This window comes from Olleya sp. 1-3 (assembly GCF_002836085.1).
GTDB lineage: Bacteria > Bacteroidota > Bacteroidia > Flavobacteriales > Flavobacteriaceae > Olleya > Olleya namhaensis.
Genome location: NZ_PJBW01000006.1, coordinates 61787 through 83734, shown reverse-complemented (window position 1 = coordinate 83734; position 21948 = coordinate 61787). Strand labels below are relative to the sequence as shown.

At 32.9% G+C, this 21948-nt stretch carries 19 protein-coding genes and 1 pseudogene; 12 read left to right on the top strand and 8 right to left on the bottom strand.

All coding sequences use genetic code 11. From position 1 onward, the window contains the following. Nucleotides 1-25 precede the first annotated feature (25 nt). From purL to CXF54_RS08140, 3 genes are all read right to left on the bottom strand, one after another. Complete coding sequence (purL, locus tag CXF54_RS08150) at nt 26-3721, bottom strand: phosphoribosylformylglycinamidine synthase (RefSeq protein ID WP_101203170.1); 3696 nt, start codon at nt 3719-3721, stop codon at nt 26-28. A 163-nt stretch (nt 3722-3884) separates the two neighbouring features. Then, a complete protein-coding gene (locus CXF54_RS08145; protein WP_101203169.1) occupies nt 3885-5723 on the bottom strand; it encodes an endonuclease in 1839 nt (612 codons plus the stop codon). A 21-nt stretch (nt 5724-5744) separates the two neighbouring features. Continuing rightward, entirely contained in the window at nt 5745-6956 is a 1212-nt protein-coding gene (locus CXF54_RS08140; RefSeq protein WP_090839692.1) for an RsmB/NOP family class I SAM-dependent RNA methyltransferase, read from the bottom strand. Between the two features lie 260 nt (nt 6957-7216). Here CXF54_RS08140 and CXF54_RS08135 point away from each other — a divergent pair, with 260 nt between their 5' ends. The 12 genes and pseudogenes from CXF54_RS08135 to CXF54_RS08080 all read left to right on the top strand — a co-directional run bounded on the left by CXF54_RS08135 (nt 7217) and on the right by CXF54_RS08080 (nt 16356). Next, nucleotides 7217-7687, top strand: a complete 471-nt coding sequence (locus tag CXF54_RS08135) for an RNA polymerase sigma factor (RefSeq protein WP_232782596.1) — start codon at nt 7217-7219, stop codon at nt 7685-7687. Between the two features lie 41 nt (nt 7688-7728). Next, complete coding sequence (locus tag CXF54_RS08130) at nt 7729-8043, top strand: hypothetical protein (protein WP_101203168.1); 315 nt, start codon at nt 7729-7731, stop codon at nt 8041-8043. 2 nt (nt 8044-8045) lie between these two features. Continuing rightward, nucleotides 8046-8507 (top strand): Spy/CpxP family protein refolding chaperone, encoded by a 462-nt coding sequence (locus CXF54_RS08125; protein WP_157823418.1) that lies wholly within the window; start codon nt 8046-8048, stop codon nt 8505-8507. A gap of 138 nt (nt 8508-8645) precedes the next feature. After that, the gene (locus CXF54_RS08120; RefSeq protein WP_101203166.1) at nt 8646-8930 is read left to right on the top strand and encodes an EF-hand domain-containing protein; all 285 of its coding nucleotides are present in this window, start codon (nt 8646-8648) and stop codon (nt 8928-8930) included. 33 nt (nt 8931-8963) lie between these two features. Next, a pseudogene (locus tag CXF54_RS08115) lies at nt 8964-10396 on the top strand (CotH kinase family protein). Nucleotides 10397-10511: 115 nt separating this feature from the next. Further along, on the top strand, nt 10512-11261 hold the full coding sequence (locus tag CXF54_RS08110; RefSeq protein WP_157823417.1) for a hypothetical protein: 750 nt from the start codon (nt 10512-10514) through the stop codon (nt 11259-11261). Between the two features lie 72 nt (nt 11262-11333). Further along, complete coding sequence (locus CXF54_RS08105; RefSeq protein WP_157823416.1) at nt 11334-11858, top strand: hypothetical protein; 525 nt, start codon at nt 11334-11336, stop codon at nt 11856-11858. 23 nt (nt 11859-11881) lie between these two features. Further along, nucleotides 11882-13024: a YHYH protein gene (locus tag CXF54_RS08100; protein WP_101203163.1), complete on the top strand. Its 1143-nt coding sequence runs from the start codon at nt 11882-11884 to the stop codon at nt 13022-13024. A 71-nt stretch (nt 13025-13095) separates the two neighbouring features. Continuing rightward, nucleotides 13096-13932, top strand: coding sequence for a YHYH protein (locus CXF54_RS08095; RefSeq protein WP_101203162.1), 837 nt, complete (start codon nt 13096-13098; stop codon nt 13930-13932). Between the two features lie 64 nt (nt 13933-13996). Further along, nucleotides 13997-14530: a toxin-antitoxin system YwqK family antitoxin gene (locus tag CXF54_RS08090; RefSeq protein WP_232782594.1), complete on the top strand. Its 534-nt coding sequence runs from the start codon at nt 13997-13999 to the stop codon at nt 14528-14530. Further along, nucleotides 14517-15182 carry an SCO family protein gene (locus CXF54_RS08085; protein ID WP_101203161.1) on the top strand — a complete coding sequence of 222 codons (666 nt, stop codon included), beginning with the start codon at nt 14517-14519 and terminating at the stop codon, nt 15180-15182. Before CXF54_RS08090 ends, CXF54_RS08085 begins: the two co-directional genes overlap by 14 nt. A 76-nt stretch (nt 15183-15258) precedes the next feature. Next, complete coding sequence (locus CXF54_RS08080; RefSeq protein WP_101203160.1) at nt 15259-16356, top strand: WD40/YVTN/BNR-like repeat-containing protein; 1098 nt, start codon at nt 15259-15261, stop codon at nt 16354-16356. 185 nt (nt 16357-16541) lie between these two features. Here the strand turns inward: CXF54_RS08080 and CXF54_RS08075 are convergent, their stop codons facing one another. The 5 genes from CXF54_RS08075 to CXF54_RS08055 all read right to left on the bottom strand — a co-directional run bounded on the left by CXF54_RS08075 (nt 16542) and on the right by CXF54_RS08055 (nt 21900). Continuing rightward, the gene (locus tag CXF54_RS08075; protein WP_101203159.1) at nt 16542-16988 is read right to left on the bottom strand and encodes a hypothetical protein; all 447 of its coding nucleotides are present in this window, start codon (nt 16986-16988) and stop codon (nt 16542-16544) included. A gap of 11 nt (nt 16989-16999) precedes the next feature. Next, the gene (locus CXF54_RS08070; protein ID WP_101203158.1) at nt 17000-17482 is read right to left on the bottom strand and encodes a hypothetical protein; all 483 of its coding nucleotides are present in this window, start codon (nt 17480-17482) and stop codon (nt 17000-17002) included. Nucleotides 17483-17515: 33 nt separating this feature from the next. Next, nucleotides 17516-18061: an RNA polymerase sigma factor gene (locus CXF54_RS08065; protein WP_101203157.1), complete on the bottom strand. Its 546-nt coding sequence runs from the start codon at nt 18059-18061 to the stop codon at nt 17516-17518. Nucleotides 18062-18339: 278 nt separating this feature from the next. Continuing rightward, nucleotides 18340-20169, bottom strand: a complete 1830-nt coding sequence (locus tag CXF54_RS08060; protein ID WP_101203156.1) for an ABC transporter ATP-binding protein — start codon at nt 20167-20169, stop codon at nt 18340-18342. Beyond that, nucleotides 20170-21900, bottom strand: coding sequence for a phospho-sugar mutase (locus CXF54_RS08055; RefSeq protein WP_090839654.1), 1731 nt, complete (start codon nt 21898-21900; stop codon nt 20170-20172). It lies immediately after the preceding gene. Between the last annotated feature and the right edge of the window lie 48 nt (nt 21901-21948).

Here is a 21948-nt window from a genome sequence, read left to right as displayed (position 1 = left end):
TACAGTTTATGGTGTAATTTTTTTATTATTTATTAATTATCCATTCTTTAGCGTTAACAAATGCTTCAATCCAAGGAGAGACGTCGTCTGTTCTGTTTTCTGGATAATTTGCCCAATTCCATTGGAATGTAGAACGCTCGATATGCGGCATCATAACAAGGTGACGCCCTGTTTTATCACACAACATGGCAGTATTAAAGTCTGAGCCATTAGGATTTGATGGGTAGTTATCATAACCATATTTGGCAACAATATTATAGTCTTGCTCTGATTTTGGCAAGTTAAATTTACCTTCTCCGTGACTTATCCAAACCCCTAAAGTAGTGTCTTTTAAAGAAGAAAGCATTACAGAATTATTGTCTTGAACGGTTACTGATGTAAACGCACTTTCGTGTTTCTTAGAGTCGTTATGGTGCATCTTTCCATGTACATCATGCTCAGGATTAATTAGCTCTAATTCCATAAAGAGCTGACAACCATTACAAATACCAACAGATAAAGTATCTTCTCTTTTAAAGAAGTTATTTATTACCTTATTAGCGTTATCGTTATATTTTATTGCTCCAGCCCAACCTTTTGCAGATCCTAAAACATCACTATTAGAAAACCCACCAACAGCACCTAAAAACTGAATATCTTCCAATGTTTCGCGACCAGATATTAAATCTGTCATGTGTACATCTTTAACATCAAAGCCAGCTAAATACATAGCATTTGCCATTTCGCGTTCAGAATTACTTCCTTTTTCACGTAAAATTGCAGCTTTAGGTCTTGGTTTTGTAGTGTCTATACTTGGTAGTTTTCCTGTAAAATGTTCAGGGAACTTATAATCTAAAGGTTGATTTTTGAAATTATCAAAACGTGTTTTTGCTAAGCCATTTGCTGTTTGCTTTTGGTCTAACAAAAAAGATGTTTTATACCATGTATCTCTTAATTTAGAGATAGTCATAGATAATTTTTCTGTTCCGTTTGTAATATTTAAAGTGTCACCAGTTGTTACTTTACCAATGTTATAAAAAGTGATATTAGCATCAGAAAGTACTTTTTCTATCGTGGTATCTTTAGATTGAAAAACAATACCAGAATTTTCAGCAAATAGTACTTTACAAGAATCTTTCTCGTTTAAAGCAGTAATGTCTAAAGTGGCACCTAAATTAGTGTCAGCAAAACATAATTCTAATAAAGTTGTAATTAAACCACCGGAAGCCACATCATGACCAGCAATAATTTGATTATCTTTTATTAGTTGTTGTATTGTATTAAATACTGTTTTTACATATTTAGCATCCTTAGTATTAGGAGTGCTGTTTCCTATTTTATTAAGTGTTTGTGCAAAACTACTACCACCTAATTTAAAATCGTCTTGAGATATGTTAATGTAATAAATAGCTCCACCGTTATTTTTAAGAACAGGTTCGATTACATTTTTTATATTGTTACAATTTGCTGCTGCAGAAATAATTACCGTACCTGGAGAAATAACTTCTTCATTTTGGTATTTCTGTTTCATTGATAACGAATCTTTTCCTGTTGGAACATTGATTCCTAAGTCAATAGCGTATTCCGAAATAGCTTTAACTGCTTCATATAAACGTGCGTCTTCACCTTCGTTTTTACAAGGCCACATCCAGTTAGCGGATAATGAAACTGATTCTAACCCATCTTTTAATGGTGCCCAAATAATATTAGTTAAAGCTTCTGTGATACTGTTTCTACTTCCAGCAACAGGGTTAATTAAACCAGAAATGGGAGAATGCCCAATTGAGGTTGCAATTCCTTCTACACCATTATAATCTAAAGCCATTACACCTAGATTATTAAGTGGTATTTGTAATGGTCCAACACATTGTTGTTTGGCAACTTTACCACCAACACAACGGTCTACTTTGTTTGTTAACCAGTCTTTACAAGCTACAGCTTCTAATTGTAATACTTGGTTTAGGTAGTTATGAAATTGGTTAGGAGTATACTCTAAATTACCATAATCTCTGGCAACCGTAGTATCCGTCATTATAGTTTTTGGAGAACTTCCAAACATATCCTCTAAAGCTAAATCCATAGGTTTATCACCTTTTGTTTTAGATTGGAATGTAAATCTGTGATTTTCTGTTACGTCACCTACGGTATATATTGGAGAACGTTCTCTATCTGCAATTCTATTTAAGTGCTCTAAATGCTTTTCTGCAATAACTAGTCCCATACGTTCTTGAGACTCATTACCAATAATTTCTTTTGCAGATAAGGTTGGGTCTCCGACTGGTAATGCATCCAAATCAATAGTTCCTCCGGTATCTTCCACTAATTCTGATAAACAGTTTAAGTGTCCACCTGCACCATGATCATGTATAGAAACAATAAAGTTTTCTTCACTTTCTACCATTCCACGTACAGCATTGGCAGCACGTTTTTGCATTTCTGGGTTTGAACGTTGTACAGCATTAAGTTCAATCCCTGAAGCAAACTCTCCAGTGTCTGCAGAAGATACTGCAGCACCACCCATACCAATACGGTAGTTTTCTCCTCCTAATATTACTATTTTATCACCTTTTTTAGGCGTGTCTTTTAATGCTTGGTCTGCTTTACCATATCCAATACCACCAGCTTGCATGATTACTTTATCGTAACCTAATTTACGTTGAGATCCTTTGACTGCATTAGGTTTGGCATCTTTAGTTTCGTCATGCTCAAAAGTTAGTACGGAACCACAGATAAGTGGTTGTCCAAATTTGTTTCCAAAATCAGAAGCACCATTACTAGCTTTAATTAAAATATCCATTGGTGTTTGGTATAACCAAGGACGTGCGTCCATACCTTGTTCCCAAGGTCTGTTATCTTCTAATCTAGAGTAAGAAGTCATGTAAACAGCTGTTCCAGCTAAAGGTAAAGATCCTTTTCCTCCAGCAAGTCTGTCTCTAATTTCTCCTCCAGAACCTGTTGCAGCACCATTAAAAGGTTCTACAGTGGTTGGGAAGTTATGTGTTTCCGCTTTAAGCGAAATAACAGAATCGTAATCTGTTTTTGTGTAATAATCAGGTACATCAGCTCGTTTTGGTGCAAATTGCTCCACTTTTGGACCTTTTATAAAAGCGACATTATCTTTATAAGCAGAAACAATAGTGTTTGGATGTTGCTTTGCTGTTTCTTTAATTAATTTAAAAAGAGATGTTGGTTTTTCTTCACCATCAATTATAAATGTTCCATTAAAGATTTTGTGACGACAATGTTCTGAGTTTACCTGAGAGAATCCAAATACTTCAGAGTCTGTTAATGGTCGTCCTATTTTTTTAGAAACACCATCTAAATAAGCGATTTCCTCATCGTTTAGCGCTAAACCTTCTTGTTGGTTATATGCTGAGATATCATCGATATTTAAAATAGGCTCTGGCTGAATATTAATAGTAAATGACTCTTGAGTTAAGCTACTATATTTTTCAGAAATCATAGGGTCAAAACCTTTAAAATCTTTGCTTGAAGCTTCAAATTCTTCAATTCTGATGATGCCTTCAATACCCATGTTTTGGGTGATTTCCACAGCGTTAGTACTCCAAGGTGTAATCATAGCAGCTCTTGGGCCAACAAAAAAAGCATCTAACGATGCTTGTTCTATTTTTGGTTGGTCGCCAAATAACCATGTCAACTTTGAGATGGTTTGAGTTGATAATTCTTTTGTTGCTTGAACAGCAAAGACTTTACTGTTTTGGTTTCCGAAGAAATGAATCATTATATTTTTAGTTTGAGTGTTGTTTTTTATAAAGAAACAAATTTAGGTTTTTTAGTGCTAATTGTAGGTAATATTTCTTGCTTAATTTAAGAGTTATTCACTAGGTTTTTAACAAAAAAAAAGCCACTCATTTCTGAGTCGCTTTTTTTAAGAAATTAAAAAATTAATTTTTAATTATTTTTTTTGTGATCGTTCCATTAGCAGATTCTAATTTCATGATGTAAACACCTTTACTAAGACGCGATACATTTGCTTCTTTGTTAGTTGGTGTAACATTACCAGTTATGATGCTTTTTCCTAAGATATCGTAAATCTCAAAACGTGTGTCTTGTTTTACTTCAATATTTAAAAGCGATCCATTTAATGGATTTGGATAGATTTTAGTTTGATTTAAATCAAATTCTGTTGTACTTAATGTTTCATAACACGTCCAGAATAAATTGTCAATTGCAACTCTTGCTCCGCTAGAGTCACTATCATCTTGAATTACTACTGTAATGTTTCCTTCAGTATTAATACCAGAAACGGTAGCTGTTTGCACAGTTGCGTCATAAGTTACATCTCCTTTTAAAACACCATTTACATAAATGTTAAGCGTCCCTCCTGAACCAGAAAACACTTGTTGCGTTGTTAATGTAAGATCTGCAATACCTCCTGCTATTAGTGGAGAGGTTAAGCTTCCTATGGAGCTACCTCTAACATCAATTACTATTGCTCTAGATCCGTTTATGTTTTGGTCTGTTCTAGCTCTAGTTGCATTCCATTCTCCGTAGCTATCTGTCCAAGTTCTTGAAGAGTATGAGCTACTGTTTGCAGGCATTAATTCAAAATCTTGCTCTACAGGGTTAATGCAACTTGTTCCTGCAGGTGTCCCTGCTAATGTTGTAGCAGTATCTGATGTACTTTGTGCTGATGAGTTATTGGCTGCATCTTTAGCTAAAACGGTAAAGACATATGTAGTTTCAGGGTTTAATCCTGTAACTGTAAATGTAGTTGCTGTTCCGTTAGTTGATGTGTATAAAACACCATCTACGTATATAATATAGGTTACAACCGCAGTATCATCTGTAGAAGCCGTCCAAGTTAAATCAACAGTATCTTCTGTTGGATTACTTGCAACTAATCCTGTAGGAACTGTTGGCGCTTCTGTATCTGCTTCAGGTTGTTCTCCCCATCTGTTTTCTGCAGGAGTACCTCCCCAAATAACAGTTGCTAAATATGGATTGTCAATAAAAGGGTTACGGTTACCTTGTGCATATGTATTAGATAAATCACCATGGTAAGCGTTTCTGTTATCTTCAATTAAAGACACAGGATCTTCAGCATTCCACTCTAACAATAAATCAATCATGTTAGGGTCAATACTGTTAGTTGCTCCTGAAACAGCAAAATAAGGTAGACATTGTGTACCATATCTAGTGTACATGTACATAATTATTCTTGCAGCATCACCTTTATACTCATCTCCAGCATACCATAAGCTAGAGCTAGTACTTGTGTTTCCTGCATTACCAGATCCCGCAGCAAATTTTTTGTTTCCACGATCAGAGTTCATTTGTACGTCAGACGGTCTTAAGTTGTGTCCGTCCGCATATGGAGGTCCAGATGTACCAGAACTGTTTAAACTAGGATTAGCTAAAGAGTTTGGAAAAACATGTTCTCTGTTCCAATCTCCGTTACCACCACCGTTTAAATTTTTATTTCTAGATCTATCAGTTAAACCATTTCCGTCTGTATCACTATATCCGTAAAATAAAATAACATTGTTTGGGTTGTCAATATCCTCATCAGTTACTTTACTAGCTTCCCATATTCCTGGTGTGTAACTTAAAGCATTAGTATGATTTGCAGCTGTAGTCGCCGCTAAATCATCAAACAAATCTAATTGTGTTTTTGTAAAGTCAACCCCATTGTAATAAGCTTGAAGCTCAGTCGGTGGTGCTAGTTGTGCATAACTTAATGCAGAGATTAAAAATGAAAAAAGTAAGTAAAAGTGTTTCATAGTAGTTGTGTTTAAATGTAATTATTTTCTTTCTAATAAAGCCATATAAAAGCCATCAAAGCCAGATTGATGAGATAAAATTTTCTTATCTTTTACTAAAGAAAATTCTTTTCCGTTATCTGAAGCTAGAAATTTAGCAACTTGTTCTTGATTTTCAGAAGGTAAGATAGAGCATGTCGCATACACTAATTTACCACCAGATTTAACCATTCTTGAGTAGCTATTTAAAATTTCGGCTTGTGTTTCTTTGATTTTTTCAATAAATTCAGGTTGCATTTTCCATTTCGCATCAGGGTTTCTTCTTAATACACCTAATCCAGAACAGGGCGCATCAATTAATACACGATCTGCTTGGTCGTATAATTTTTTGATAACCTTTGTAGAGTCAATATGTCTTGGCTCGATATTATGCGCGCCAGCTCTTTTTGCACGACGCTTTAGTTCTTTTAATTTATTAGCATAAATATCTAAAGCTATAATTTGACCTTTGTTTTCCATTATAGATGCAAGGTGCAGTGTTTTACCACCAGCACCAGCACATGTGTCAACCACACGCATTCCTGGTTCTACCTCTAAATATTCAGCAACTAATTGAGACGATCCATCTTGAACTTCAAAATGTCCTTTTTGAAACATGTCTGTTGTAAAAACATTGGCACGCTCGACAAGTTTTAAAGCATTAACATGCTTTGGTACTTCTTCAGTTTCAATATCTAAATCGAATAATTCTTCTTTTAATTTCTCTTTAGTCGTTTTAAGAGTGTTTACTCTTAGGACAACATCAGCTTGTTGGTTTAAAGCAGTTGCTTCTTTAGACCATATTTTTTCACCTAATTCTTTTTCGGCTAACGCATCCATCCAATCTGGAAAAGATTCTTTAATCTTTCTAGTCTTAGATAACTCGTCAAAACGACCTTTAATTTTTCTTGTTGGTGTATTTTCAAAATACTTCCAATCTGGAAGTGTAATTCCTTTTAAAGTAGCCCAAACCGCAAACATACGCCAGATTTCGTCTCTGTTAAATGGTTCTTTTACTTCAGCAATTTCTGCATAAAGACGTTTCCAACGTACTATATCGTAAGTCGTTTCGGCAACAAAACCTCTGTCACGACTTCCCCAACGTTTGTCACGTTTAAGTAATTGTTGTACAACTTTATCAGCATAATGACCTTCGTTAAAGATTAATAATAACCCATCAACGGTAGCAAAGCATAAATTTTTGTGTAAGCGCATTTTTTTGTATTTAATAACGTGCAAAGTTACTTAAATAACACTAATTTTTGATGCTTTTTTGTATTAAGATATATAGTTTTACCTTTTGAAAAAATATTTTTAAAATAAACGCAAGTTTTTTAAAACTTATGCATCTAAATATAGTTAACACAATAATTGCCTTTTTTGACCGAAACTGAATTTATAGAACAACTTAAAAACCAAACAAGTGCTGCTTATGGTAAGCTTTTGGAAAGGTGTTTGGGACGTGCTTGTCGTTTGTGCCCAATAAACAGGATGCAGAGGATATTGCGCAGGAGGTGTTTGTAGAAGTTTTTAATTCTATAAATAAATTTAAAGGACAGTCTAAATTGTCTACTTGGATTTATAGAATAGCAACTAATAAATGTTTAGAGTTTATCAGGAAGGGGAAAGCTAAGAAACGTTTTGCCTTTTTACAATCCCTATCAGGAAACGATTATAACTTAGATAAAGCTAGTTATTTTACAGAGATTAATCATCCTGGATTAGTAATGGAGCAAAAAGAAACTAGCGAAACCTTGTTTTTAGCAATTAATAAACTGCCAGAAGCACAGCGTATTGTTTTTACATTAAATAAAATTGATGATAAAAGCTATAAAGAAATAAGCGAAATAACAAAAAAGAGTATTGGTTCTATCGAATCTTTATTGTTTAGAGCTAAAAAGAATTTACAAATTATTTTAAAAGAATTTTATAAAAACCATAATTAAACGCAAGTTTTTTGAAAATAAAACATCTAAAACTAAGAATTATGAAAACAAATAGAAACATACAAGATAAAATAGATCAGACTATTAACGCTGCCCAAAGTATCGACGCGGTTACTGTCTCTCCTTTTTTTAAAGATAAAACAATGCAACGCTTATTTGCTGAAAAAGAAGTAGCATCTAAGTCATGGCATTGGTTTACGCCACAGTTACAGTTGGCAACATTGATTTGCGTGGTTGTTTTAAACGTATACGCAATACAACAAATAAAAAGCACAAAATATAATGAATCTATTTCTAGTTTTGCCTCAGATTACGGGTTAAACTCAAATACAGATGGCTCATTAATCAATTTATAATCATGAAAAAAAATACAGTTTTATATCTCTTATTTATTGTACTAATTATAATGAATGGTTTTTTTCTATTCAATTATATTGGACGTCCTGGTCAGAATGGCCCAAAAGAGTCGGGTAATTTTATTGCTACAGAGTTAAAGTTTAACGACGCGCAGTTAGAACAGTTTAAAAGTTTAGAGATTAAGCATCATAAGGTTATGCGTGCTGTAGGAGATGAAATTAAATCGTTAAAAGATCAACTGTTTGATAACATCACTGCAGCCTCCGTAAATCAACAGGACATAAATAATTTAACAACGTCCATAGCTGGTAAAGTTGTTTTAAAGGAAAATGAATTGTTTAAAAGGCTAAGAGGTATTTACCAGTTGTGTGATGACACTCAAAAAGAGCAGTTTAAAAGTATTATAACAAAAGCACGACGATTTGATATGCCTGGTCCAGAACATCCGAGTAGACCAGACTAGTACATAACCTAGATAATTAATAGTATAAAGACCTTCAGTAATATGAAGGTCTTTTTTTTGTGTTTTGTTTAACATAACTAAGCACAAGTTATTTTAAAACTAGACATCTAAATACCATAACAAATAAATTATTTAGATATGAAAAAGAACATATTAAGCACAGCAGTATTAGTTTTTGGATTAACAGTATTACATGTAAATAGTGTTAACGCACAATCTAATGATAGACAGAAAAAAGAACCACCAACATTTAGTCAGTTATTAGAAGAAATGGATAAGGACGAGGATGGTAAATTATCTAAAGCAGAAATCAAAGGACCTTTAAAGAATGATTTTGATAAAATTGATACAGATGAAGATGGATTTATTTCTGAAGCCGAATTTAAAAAAGCGCCAAAACCAGAAAGAAAATCACGGAACTAATTTTTTTACCATAACCACTATACCAAAGAAAATATGAAATACATAAAAAGCAAATTAAATCTATTAGTAGTCGCAGTACTATTTAGTATAACATTAGTAACCTTTAGCTCTTGTAATAATGATGACGATGCCGTAACGACTACAGAAGAAAAAGTTGTTGTAGATACTGACGATTCTGATTTTGAAACCACAGATTGGACAGCAGAAACGCATAGTAAAGATGCCGATGCAAATTTTGATGAAGTTTTTGAAGATAATGCAGTAAAACGATTGGATATTGTTGTTACAGAAGCACGTTGGCAAAGTATGTTGGATGATATGACAAATCTTTACGGAACATTTGGCGCTGGCGCTGGAGGACCTGGTGGCGGTCTAACCGAGACAGATGAAGATCCAATTTTTGTGCCGGCAGAAGTATTTTATAATGGTAAAGAATGGTATCGTGTTGGTGTAAGATTTAAAGGGAATTCTAGCTTACAAACTAGCTGGCAAAATGGGATTTTAAAATTATCTTTTAAATTAGATTTTGACGAATTTGAAGATGATTATCCGCAAATAGATAACCAACGTTTTTATGGCTTTAAAAAATTAAGTCTTAAAAATAACTTTGACGACAAGTCTATGTTACGGGAAAAAGTAGCTACAGATGTTTTCAGAAATGCAGGATTAGTAGCATCACATACCGCATTTTATACAGTGTATGTGGATCATGGAGATGGACCACAGTATTTTGGAGTTTATACTATGGTGGAAGAAGTGGATGATACGGTTTTAGATACACAGTTTTCTGATGACGATGGTAATTTATACAAGCCAGATGGTGATGCCGCAAGTTTTGCGTTGGGCTCTTATAATGAAAGCGAATACGTTAAAAAAACAAACGAAGATGAAGGCGATTTTGATGATGTTGCTAGTTTATTAGCTATCGTAAATGATGGGTCTAGAACATCGGACCCTGCAACTTGGAGAACAAACCTAGACGCTGTATTAGATACGGATGTGTTTTTAAAATACTTAGCAGTAAATACAGTGGTTCAAAACTGGGATACGTATGGTAGAATGACACACAATTATTTTTATACAATAATCCGGATACTAGTAAATTAACATGGATTCCTTGGGATAATAATGAAGCCTTACAAACAGGGAAAATGGGAGGGTCTTTACCACTAGATTTTTCTGGATTAAATAGTACTGAATGGCCATTAATTGGCTATTTGTATCAAGATGCAGTATATAAAACACAATATGATACATATGTACAAGAGGTGGTGGATGATGCCTTTATTGTCAGCACAATGCAATCTTTGTATGCAAGTTATGCAGCTTTAATTGAGCCTTATGCAACATCAGAGGTTGCAGGGTATAGCTTTTTAGAAAATAGTTCAGACTTTCAAAATGCAGTTAACGAGTTGAATACACATGTTACATCGCGAGCTGCAGCAGTTAGTGATTATTTAGATTAAATATAAAATGATAAGTTTTGGTTGATTGGTAGTTAAAGGCTTCATGAGGTAAAACTCAAGAGGCCTTTTCTCTTTTAATTAAGATGAGTTAATAACTTTTAAAACATAAATAATAATGAAAGTATTCAGGAAAATTAGACTTTCATTAGTCTTCTCAGGAAAAACAAAGAGTTATCTAGTGTATGCTTTAGGAGAGATACTGTTAATTGTTATTGGAATATTAATAGCGTGGAAGATTAACACGCTAAACGATAAACAAAAAAATAAAGTAGTCGAATTAAAAATTTATCAAACGTTAAATGAAGAGTTAGCTGCTAATTTAAAACTACTAGATTCCTCAATTATTAGATATACAGAAAGTGTAAAAATTATTAATAACACCATTAGAAGTATAGGGTTGACATCGGAGCAATTAACAGAAGATTTAAAACAAGAAATTGTTAATATAAATTATAATCCAACTCAATTGCATAACGGGGCAATAAACTCAGTTAACAGTACAAATAAATTTGAATTTATTGAAAGTGTTTTACTCAAAGATTTAATAGCATCGTATCCAAGTGAGCTAGATAATTTTGAAAGTCAAGAAAATAAAATTAAAAATATTATTGTTAATCGATTGCAACCAGCAATAGAGGCTCATGTGTCATTGTTAGATATTATATCAGAGAGAGATTTTGAATTTAGTCGTGCTAAAGCTTTTTCGCAAGCCTCAAACTATTCAGAGCTATTAAATAGTAGAGAGTTTCAAAATGCGTTAGTTGATCGACTTTTACAAACCGAAAACCAATTAGTAAATAGTGAGAGTTTAAGGGCGAAAACACAGACTATAGCTATAAAACTAAATAATGAATTAAATGATTAACAAAATAAAATGTAGGTAAGCACAAGTTTTAGGCAAAAAGCACATCTAAAGGTTATAAATCAGTATAACAAAATGAAAAATAACCAATTAAAAACAGTACTTACACTCTTTTCTATGCTATTATGTTTTAGCGTATTTGCTCAAGGACCTCCGGGTGGTGGTCAAGGCGGAAGAGGTGGCGGAAAAGGCCAAGATCGAGGTGGTAAACCGGATGCATCAGAGATTCTTTCAAAATTAGACACTAATAAAGATAAGGTTATCGATAAAGACGAAGCTGCAAATGATAAAAGAGGAAAAATAGCAGAGGATTTTGATGTTATTGATACTAATGGAGATGAGGTAATAGATTTGGATGAGCTTAAAGCTTCGTTAGACGGAAAGAAGCCTAAAAAGATTTCAGCTAAAAAACTACTTAAGGAAGTTGATGATAACGGAGACGGAACATTAAACGAATTAGAAGTTGCAGTTAAAAAGAAATTGGAATTAATGGATCATTTTAGTGAGATTGATACCAATAGTGATGGTGAACTAGATTTGGAAGAGCTAAAAACTTTTTATGATAATCAGGAGCAACCTAAACGTAAAAACAAAGATTAATTTTTATTAATTTAAACTAACAGATGAAACATATATTTAAAATTTTAGCAGTCGTAATTATAGGTCTTTTGTATGGTTGTAATAGTCAAAAAAAGACAACATCTCATAGTCATGATGGTTCAGAAAACCATTCCCATGACACAGAAAGTGTCGTTAAGTCTACAACTAATTATTACGGTAATTATGATTTAGAGGATGGTGCTTTTGGAACTAAAACTAAAGTGACTATTGTTGGAGATACTCGTGTAATGGTTACTAACTCATTACCAAATCATGAAACAGGAACCTTTCCTAATCCAGGTAACCCAAATACTATAGCATCTCAAAATATTACTTATAAATTTCCGGTAACACCAAAGTACACAGGAAAAGCACAATGGATGAGAGAGCCAGGCGTTGCTTTAAACGGTATTAAATTTGAGCCTCAAACTGCTGAGGTGGTGGTTTGTGATACGGGAGAAAATTACCGTGTAGAGGCTATTCAAGATGTTATAGATCTTGGTTTAGATTTTAATCATGCACATGTACAACCAACCGGAGCGTATCATTATCACGGGACACCAACATCAATGATTTCTAAATTTGATAGCGGACAAGATTTAGTTCATATTGGTTTTGCACATGATGGTTTTCCTATGTATTATTCTAAAAGCGGACAATACAAACCAAGCTTTAAGTTATTAGATGGGACAAGAGAAGGAGAAGATTGTACTTATGATAATCCAAAGCAGCATATGGATATTGCTGTTGGTGGCCATCATGATGGGACATATGGCTCTGATTACGAGTATGTAGCTGGTTATGGAGATTTAGATGAGTGTAATGGTATTACTGTAGATGGTAAATATATGTATTTAGTGACTAATCAGTTTCCTTATGTTGGACGTTGCGTTATGGGAGAAGTAGAAACAGAGCAACAAGGACCACCAAATGGACAACCAAATGGACAAGGAGAACGACCAAACCCATCTCAAATAATAGAACAAATGGATGCTAATAATGATGGTAAATTGTCTGTTAACGAAGCTAAAGGCCCTTTAAAAGAAGACTTTTCAAAAATAGATAGTAATAGCGATGGTTTTATTACTAAAGAAGAGATAGAAAAGGCCTCAAAAAGTAGAGTGCAAAGACCACAAGGAGGACGTCCTCAAGGCGGAAGAAATTAATTTTGAAAAAAAACGCAAGTTTTTTTTCTAACACGCATCTAAAGAATATAAACCACTAATAATTATATAAAATGAAAAACGTATTTAAATTATCTTTTTTAATATTAACCGCATGTGCAGTCTTTGTATCATGTAGTGATGATGACGCATCATCTAGTACAGATACAGATACAGACTCAGAAGGGACTACAGCAACGTTACATGCTGCTTTTGGCGAGTTTAGTACAACTAACACTTCAATAGCATTAAGTGGTACAAATGTAACAATACAGACTAATGGATTGCCTGATCATACATCACCATATTGGTCAAATACAGTATCTAGATCTTTAGTTGGTCCTGCAGGAGAAACAATGACTACCGTTTCTAGCTCAAATCACGCTTTGTGGGTAGAGCCAACGGTAACAAGTTATGATCAAATGGCACCTGGAAATATTGATGATTTTAATGGGTCATATTCATTAACAGTATCTGCAGATCCACAACTAGCAAGTAGCTCTACAGCAACGGGGTTAGGTGCAATTGGAATATCAGTATCTGGATCAGTGATTTATAACGATGAGGAAGGACCAAATGTCCCTTTAGATAACGCAGTTGGATCTTTAGATTATACAGCAGCACATACAGGACCGCAAAGTTACCATTACCATTTAGAGCCTAAAGCTTGGTCTGATGATGACGAAGAGTTAATTGGTATTATAGCAGATGGTTTTTTTCTTTATGGACGTAAATGTAACGCTACAGGAACATACCCTACAGATTTAGACGCATCAGGAGGACATACAAGTACTACGCAACATACAACAACTGCAGAGTACCATTACCATATTGAAAACGAATTATATTTAAACGCATACTATATACTATTCCCAGGTGACTATCAAGGAACTCCAAGCAATATTCAATAAAAGCTGTTTTTTATTCAGTTTTATATTCTTTTTTAATTGCCAAGATAAAGCAGTTAAAAAGGACGTGGCAAGTAGTGCTCAAATTGGAATGTCTGAAGTCGTTATTCCTAAGTCTAAATTAGTCTTTAAACAAAACATAGGGCTTGTGTATTATCAAGACAAGCCTTTTAGTGGGGTTTCGGTTTTATATTATCCAAACGGTAAAAAAGCAGAAACTGTCGACTATATAAATGGAGAAAAAGAAGGCGCTTTTAAAAAATGGTTTCTGGATGGATTATTAAGCTTTGAAGCGTTTTATTCTAAAGGAAAATTAAACGGTATTTCTAGATCTTGGTGGTCTAACAGTAATTTAAGATCAGAGTCTATTTTTGTTAACGGAATTGCAAATGGGATTCAAAAACAATGGTATGTTTCTGGCGAAAAATTTAAACAGATGACTATTGTAAATGGTAAAGAAGAAGGTATGCAACAAGCATGGCGACGTAATGGTAAGATTTACAATAATTACGAAGCTAAAAACGGGCGTATTTTTGGACTAAAAAGAGCCAATTTATGTTTTCAATTAGAAGAAGAAATAGTTCAAGATGAAAAAATATAACCTAATAATTATAGCGCTAATTACTCTTATCGTGTTAAGTTGTAAAGAGCAAGTAGAAGAAAAAAGTAGTAGGGTAGTTGGACTTCCTTACTATAGTGACGCCAGTTTTACACCATATTGGTTGGATAGTAAAAGTGAAGCTTTAAGTACATTTCATAAAATACCTAAGTTTAATTTAACGGACCAAGATGGTCAAGAAGTTACAGAGAAGACGTTTGATAATAAAATTTATGTTACTGATTTCTTTTTTACATCATGTCCTGGGATTTGTCCAAAAATGACGGAAAATATGTCTGTTTTACAAGACGCATTTAAGGATGATGCTGAGGTTTTATTATTGTCACATTCTGTTACACCAGTAAAAGATTCTGTGTCAACATTAAAACATTACGCAGAAGGTAAAGGTGTTATTTCTAATAAATGGCATTTAGTAACCGGAGATCGAAAACAAATTTATGACTTAGGACGACAAGCTTATTTTGTTGAAGAAGATTTGGGGGGAGAAAAGACGGATGATGATTTTTTACATACTGAAAATTTTGTGTTAATTGATAAGGATAAACACATCAGAGGAATATATAATGGTTTAAATAAAACTGCTGTACAACAATTAATTGCAGATATTAAAACCTTAGAAATTGAAGATAAATAATTTTGGTTGATTATTTTTCAGGAAAGCTTCGCTGTAATGGTGGAGCTTTTCTATTTTTATAGAAATATTAAAATTTATGAAAAAAGTAATATACCTTGTTTTTAGTTTCTCACTAATAGTTGGTTTAGGAGGTTGTGGTGTTGGTAAATATAAAACGGTACCAAAACCAATTAAAACAACCTTTACTGCTGTTCAGATTGAAACGTTAATTGAAGATGATGCCTTAAATGTAAGAGCTATTGAAATAATGGACACTACAGGTTTGGTTTATCTTACATCTAATGGGCAATTTGGAATGTATTTTAATAAAAATGCTGCGGTTACTGATCAAGTAAAATCAGTATTTCCAATTACTGTAAAACATGATACTATAACGCCAAATTTTAGAGCTTTGGCAGTCACCAAAAACCGTGCGTTTGGGGTTAGTATTGCTTCTCCTGCATTGGTATTTAATTTGGATGTTGATTTACACAAAAACACTGTGGTGTATCAAGAAAATCATGAAAAAGCATTTTATGATTCTATGGAATTTTGGAATGATAGTGAAGGTATTGCAATAGGAGATCCTACGGACGACTGTTTAAGCATTATTATTACTAGAGATAGAGGGAAAACTTGGACAAAACTTTCGTGTGATGTGTTACCAAAAGCAAAAGCGGGTGAAGCTGCATTTGCAGCAAGTGATACTAATATAGCAATTGTAGGTGATAAAACTTGGGTAGCCACTGGTGGTAAAGCTAGTCGTATTTTATATTCTCCGGATAAAGGAAACACTTGGGAAGTCTTTGAGACGCCAATTATACAAGGCTTAGAAACAACAGGGATTTATAGTATAGATTTTTATGATGAAAATAATGGTTTTGCAGTAGGCGGGGATTACACCAAAGCAGATGATGATGTGGCTAATAAAATAAAGACTACTGATGGCGGAAAAACATGGCAACTTATGGCTGATGGTTCTGGACCAGGTTATAGAAGTTGTGTACAATACGTACCAAATAGTAATGCGCAGCAGTTAGTTGTTATTGGTTTTAAGGGTATTGATTACAGTAGTGATGCTGGTAATACTTGGACGCATTTAAGTGACGATGGGTATTATACGCTTAGATTTATAGACGAAACTACAGCGTATGCTGCAGGAAATAAAAAAATTAGCAAATTAACGTTTAAATAGACTGTTTTAAGAGCATAGTACACAGCAATGTTTTTAAATAAAATCTATGTCATTGGTTGAAATGATTAAAGGGCGTCATTCTGAATTTATTTCAGAATTCCATAATTATTAACTCAAAGAATATAAGATTCAAATAAGTTAAGTTTAATGCAAAAAAAAAGAAGCCATTTGGCTTCTTTTTTTTCTTATTTTTTATCGTTTCTATGTCTGTTACGATATTCTTGTATCATTTTTTTCTTGAATGTGCGTTCTGCCGAAAAAAGTAAAACTATTTTTTTGTAGCCAATTATTTTAGAAAGTTTATCTATGTAAACCTTATAGCTCTGCACTTTTGCTTGTTCTAAACCTTGCATTTCTTTTATTAAGGTTTCCGCGTCTTTATCTGTTAGCTTTTCTAAATCTACATCATTTCTTTTAGCATTAGAAGTTTCACGTAGTTTGTGTTTTTCTGCTTCAAAGTTGTTATAAACAGGCCAAAAAGCTTCTGCTTCTTTAGTGCTAAAATTTAATTGTTCGGTAATATGTGCTACTTTTAGCGCTTTTAGTTTTTCATGCTGCTTATCATGATCACTTTGTGCAATAGCACTAAAAGAGAATAGCAAGATTAATACTGTTATAATGTGTGTTTTCATAGCTGTTTTTTTTAGTCTTGATATAAATCGTTTAATTCTATATCGTCTATATATTCGTCGATTTCTATTAAATCATAATTAATAAAATCGTTTTGAGATAATTCTGAAGTATCAATTAATAAATCAAGTTCATTAATTTCAATTTCATCTAAAATATAATTCTCTACCGTTGCTGTGTCTAAATTTTCAAGAGTGGGTGTGCTTTTAAAAAGGTTTAGACTAAATAATAAAACAATAGCTGCAGCAATACTAGATACAGATGTAATTACTTTTTTACTAAACAAGTTAAAAACTTTTGGTTCAGGCTTATTTAGTTTACCTACTATTGAGTCTTCAATAGTTTCAAAATAATTATCCGGAACTTTAAAACTAACGGTTTTAGAATGCGCTTCTAACTTAGCTTGCGTTAGAATAGCATCTTCTAAACCTTCAAAATAGTCTTTTGGGGCTTTAAATCCGGAATTGTTAATTGTATTTAGGTTTTCTTTTTTCATTCTATTACTAAGACTACTAAAATCTTAAATGGTTTAATTTGCTTTTAAATATGCTTCTATTTTCTTGGATGCTAGATGGTAAGATGCTTTTAAAGCGCCCTCGCTAGTGTCCAGTATTTCTGATAATTGACTGTATTTTAAATCCTGAAAATATTTCATATTAAAAACTAATTGTTGCTTTTCAGGAAGTGTTGCGATTGCTTTTTGTAATTTTAATTGAATGGCGTCACCTTCAAAATAAACATCAGATTGTAAGTTGTTAATTGTTAAGTCTTGTATGTCCTGATTATTAATATCTTTTAATTTCGCGTTTCTTTTTAGAAGGGTTAAGGCTTCATTTGTTGCAATTCTATAAAGCCATGAGTATAATTTACTATCTCCTTTAAAGTTATTAATATTTTTAAAAACCTTAATAAAGGTATTCTGTAAAACATCATCAGCATCATCATGAGACTTTACAATATGACGGATATGCCAATATAATCGCTCTTTGTAAAGCGATATTAAAGACTTAAAAGCAGCGTTTTTATCCTTATCAGATTGTAGTTGCTGCACTATAATAGTTTCGTTGTCCGACATGTTAATTATTAGACTCTAAAATAGCAGGAAAGTTTAATATACAAAAGAACTATTTGCTTGGTTTTTTAATTAGTTGTAAACGAGGTGGTTACGGCTAAGTTAAACGGTTAAGTGTTGTTTTTTACCGATTAAACGTTGTTTTTTGTTGTTATTGAATAATATTACTTTATATTTACAGCATAGTTATTATTTTGTTGTTAGCCCCAAATCTAACATTGACTTAGAAAAAAAGGATAAACATATGTTTATCCTTTTTTAATGTATTCTATTTTGTAAAATTATTCAAAGCTTTGCATTTCTACTAGTCGCTTATACATACCATCTTTTTCTATTAATTGTGTGTGTGTACCTTGCTCTACAATTTGACCTTTTTGCATGACAATTATTTCATCTGCATTTTGAATAGTTGACAGTCTATGCGCAATGACAATAGACGTTCTGTTTTTCATCATATTCTCTAAAGCAACTTGCACTAAACGTTCACTTTCTGTATCTAACGCTGAGGTTGCTTCATCCAATATCATAATTGGAGGATTTTTTAATACAGCTCTAGCAATACTTAAACGTTGTTTTTGTCCACCAGAAAAATTATTTCCAGCATCACCGACGTTAGTTTCAATACCGTCAGGCAATTCGCTAACAAACTCCCATGCATTTGCTATTTTTAAAGCATCAATTATTTGCGCTTCTGTAGCATCAGGTTTACCTATTAATATATTGTTTTTAATGGTGTCGTTAAATAAGATAGAGTCTTGAGTAACAAGTCCCATTAAACTACGTAATGACTTTTTAGTGACGTTTTTAATATTTTGTCCATCAACAGTAATATTACCATCATTAATGTCGTAAAAACGTGTAACTAGATTTGCTATTGTACTTTTTCCACTACCTGATTGCCCTACAAGCGCTATAGTTTTTCCTTTAGGAACATTGATACTAAAGTTTTTTAAGACATAGTCATCATCATATTTAAAAGAGATGTTGTCAACTTTTAATTCGCTTTCAAAACCATTTAAAACAGTAGCATTAGGTAAGTCTGGTAATGTGTCTTCTTCGTGTAAAATTTCAAATACTCGATCAGCAGCAGCCATCCCATTTTTAACTTTGTAAGAGGCTTTACTTATTGCTTTCGCAGGTGTTAGTATTGCGTAAGCAAGTCCCATAAATGCTAAAAAGTCTGTTCCTTTTATAATGTTTTCAACAAGTACAAGTTGTCCACCATACCATAATAGTACAGCAATAGTTGCGATACCTAACACTTCACTTACAGGTCCAGCAAGATTATTTTTTACACCTATTTTATTGGATAGTTTAAGGATTCTATTTGATGAATTTGTAAAATTATTAGAGAAAATATTTTCAGCATTATAACTTTTTACAATCTTTAGACCCGTTAAAGATTCTTCTACAATCGAAATTAATTTTCCTGATTCTTGCTGTGCTTTTAATGAGTTGCTTTTAAGACTTTTTCCTATTCTAGAGATTAGAAATCCTGCAAACGGTATAAATAATAAAACAAACAGCGTTAATTTCCAACTAAATGAAAACATGAATATTAAAGAAAATATAATGGTTGCAGGTTCTCTTACTATTAACTCCAGTGCAATAAAAAATGAATTTTGCATTTCGTTTATATCTCCTAAAATTCTAGCCATAACATCCCCTTTTTGTCTTTTAGAATAAAAGCTTAAAGGAAGTTTTATTATTTTCTGATACATATCTTTTCTTAGGTCGTTTAGAACCCCATTTTTAAGATACATCATGTGTTGATTAGCAAAATAACCAAATAAATTTTTAAGAATAAAAGTAGATATTACTAATGCAATTACAATAACTAATGCCATTTGTGGATTACCAGAATCTAAGTATCCGCTAACTTTATAGTTTAATAATTGCTCTCCATAGTTTTTTATGTCTGAAAGCCCAGTCCAAACTGGAGCTGTTGTTTCTGTAGTAGTTTGACCAAATAATACATTTAGCATTGGTATTAAAGAGATAAATGCTAACGCACTAAATAGCGCATATAATAAGTTAAAAAGCACGTTAAAAACGACGTGCTTTTTAAATTTTTTTATAAATGGTAAAAGTTGATGTATTATTTTTTTCATTTAGTTTAGCTGCATATCTTTTAATATAGCATCAATCTTGCTTTCCAATTTCTGTTCCGTAGCTTCAAATTCTGACACATTGTCTAAAGTCGTGTTTACACTAATGTAAAATTTAATTTTAGGTTCTGTACCACTTGGTCTTAACGCAATTTTACTTCCATCTTCTGTATAGTAAATTAAAACATTAGATTTAGGGATGTCTATTACAGTTGTTGTATTGTCTAACGTGTTTTTTGCTTCGGATAATTGATAGTCTTCAATCTTGATTACTTTAGATCCATTAACTGTTGTTAGTGGATTTTCTCTAGCATCAATCATCATTTGTTTGATTTCTTGAGCACCTTCAATACCTTTTTTAGTGATAGATATCAAACGCTCTTTATAAAAGCCATGTTTAGTGTAAAGTTGTATTAATTCTTTATAAAAAGTACTCCCTTTTGCTTTAGCCTGGGCTGCAATTTCGCATGCAAGTAAAGCAGAGGTTACAGCATCTTTGTCTCTTACAAAGTCACCAACCATAAAACCAAAACTTTCTTCTCCACCACCAATAAACTCTTGGTTAGGAAAGTCTTTAATCATTTTTGCAATCCATTTAAATCCAGTTAGTCCAATTTTGCACTCTACATTAAAGGCATCCGCAAGAGCAGACATCATTGGAGTAGATACAATGGTGCTTCCTATAAATTGATTATCATTTATTTTGTTTTTACTTTTCCATTGTTGTAATAAAAACTCGGTCATCATGACCATGGTTTGATTTCCGTTTAATAAAATCATTTTATTATCAAGGCCTCTTACTGCAACACCAACTCTGTCACTGTCAGGATCTGTACCTATAACAATGTCACCATCAACTTTTTTAGCTAAATCTAAAGCCATTTTAAGTGCCTCAGGTTCTTCTGGGTTTGGGGATTTAACTGTTGGAAAATCACCATTAGGCTCACGTTGTTCTTCAACAATATGTACATTTTTGTATCCAGCACGTTCAAAAGTTTCTGGAATAGTGGTTATTGACGTCCCGTGTAACGATGTAAATACAACGTTTAAATTGTCTTTATCTTTTTGAGGCGTGTCAAAACTTCCGTTTTTTACTGCTGCGTCAATAAATACGTTATCTACAGCTTCTCCTATATATTCAATTAATTCTGGTTTTGCTTCAAATTTAATTTCGGCATAATCAAGCGCATTAATTAGGTTAATAATTTCGCCATCTTGTGGTGGTACTAATTGTCCACCATCTTGCCAATACACTTTATAACCATTATATTCTGGTGGGTTATGTGATGCTGTTAGTACAATACCACAGTGGCATCCTAAATGTTTTAAAGCAAAAGATAACTCTGGAGTAGGGCGTAAGTCTTCAAATAAATAGACTTTAATATTGTTTGCAGAAAAAACATCTGCAACAACTTTTGCTAAACTCTTACTATTGTGTCTACAGTCAAAAGCAATAGCTACTTTAAGTGTTTCTCCAGGAAAAACTTGGTGCATATAATTACTTATTCCTTGTGTATTTTTACCTAAAGTATATTTGTTTATTCTATTGGTTCCAATACCCATAACACCGCGCATACCACCAGTACCAAATTCTAAGTTTTTGTAAAAACTTTCTTTTAATTCTGTAGGCTCTACCGCGATTAGGTTTTTAATATAATCTTGTGTGTCTTTATCAAAAGCGGGTGTTAACCAGGTGTTTACTCTTTCTAAAAGTTTTGGGTCTATATGTCTCATTGTTATAAGTATTGATTGCAAAAATAAGAAATTGCAAAAAGGTTAATA

Bases quoted from the DNA above. Each gene is read 5' to 3' on its own strand.
- CXF54_RS08110 (WP_157823417.1), top strand. From the start codon at position 10,512: ATGAAAGTATTCAGGAAAATTAGACTTTCATTAGTCTTCTCAGGAAAA.
- CXF54_RS08105 (WP_157823416.1), top strand. From the start codon at position 11,334: ATGAAAAATAACCAATTAAAAACAGTACTTACACTCTTTTCTATGCTA.
- CXF54_RS08120 (WP_101203166.1), top strand. From the start codon at position 8,646: ATGAAAAAGAACATATTAAGCACAGCAGTATTAGTTTTTGGATTAACA.
- CXF54_RS08130 (WP_101203168.1), top strand. From the start codon at position 7,729: ATGAAAACAAATAGAAACATACAAGATAAAATAGATCAGACTATTAAC.
- CXF54_RS08070 (WP_101203158.1), bottom strand. From the start codon at position 17,482: ATGAAAAAAGAAAACCTAAATACAATTAACAATTCCGGATTTAAAGCC.
- CXF54_RS08055 (WP_090839654.1), bottom strand. From the start codon at position 21,900: ATGAGACATATAGACCCAAAACTTTTAGAAAGAGTAAACACCTGGTTA.
- purL (WP_101203170.1), bottom strand. From the start codon at position 3,721: ATGATTCATTTCTTCGGAAACCAAAACAGTAAAGTCTTTGCTGTTCAA.
- CXF54_RS08140 (WP_090839692.1), bottom strand. From the start codon at position 6,956: ATGCGCTTACACAAAAATTTATGCTTTGCTACCGTTGATGGGTTATTA.
- CXF54_RS08095 (WP_101203162.1), top strand. From the start codon at position 13,096: ATGAAAAACGTATTTAAATTATCTTTTTTAATATTAACCGCATGTGCA.
- CXF54_RS08100 (WP_101203163.1), top strand. From the start codon at position 11,882: ATGAAACATATATTTAAAATTTTAGCAGTCGTAATTATAGGTCTTTTG.
- CXF54_RS08065 (WP_101203157.1), bottom strand. From the start codon at position 18,061: ATGTCGGACAACGAAACTATTATAGTGCAGCAACTACAATCTGATAAG.
- CXF54_RS08080 (WP_101203160.1), top strand. From the start codon at position 15,259: ATGAAAAAAGTAATATACCTTGTTTTTAGTTTCTCACTAATAGTTGGT.
- CXF54_RS08075 (WP_101203159.1), bottom strand. From the start codon at position 16,988: ATGAAAACACACATTATAACAGTATTAATCTTGCTATTCTCTTTTAGT.
- CXF54_RS08085 (WP_101203161.1), top strand. From the start codon at position 14,517: ATGAAAAAATATAACCTAATAATTATAGCGCTAATTACTCTTATCGTG.
- CXF54_RS08145 (WP_101203169.1), bottom strand. From the start codon at position 5,723: ATGAAACACTTTTACTTACTTTTTTCATTTTTAATCTCTGCATTAAGT.
- CXF54_RS08125 (WP_157823418.1), top strand. From the start codon at position 8,046: ATGAAAAAAAATACAGTTTTATATCTCTTATTTATTGTACTAATTATA.
- CXF54_RS08060 (WP_101203156.1), bottom strand. From the start codon at position 20,169: ATGAAAAAAATAATACATCAACTTTTACCATTTATAAAAAAATTTAAA.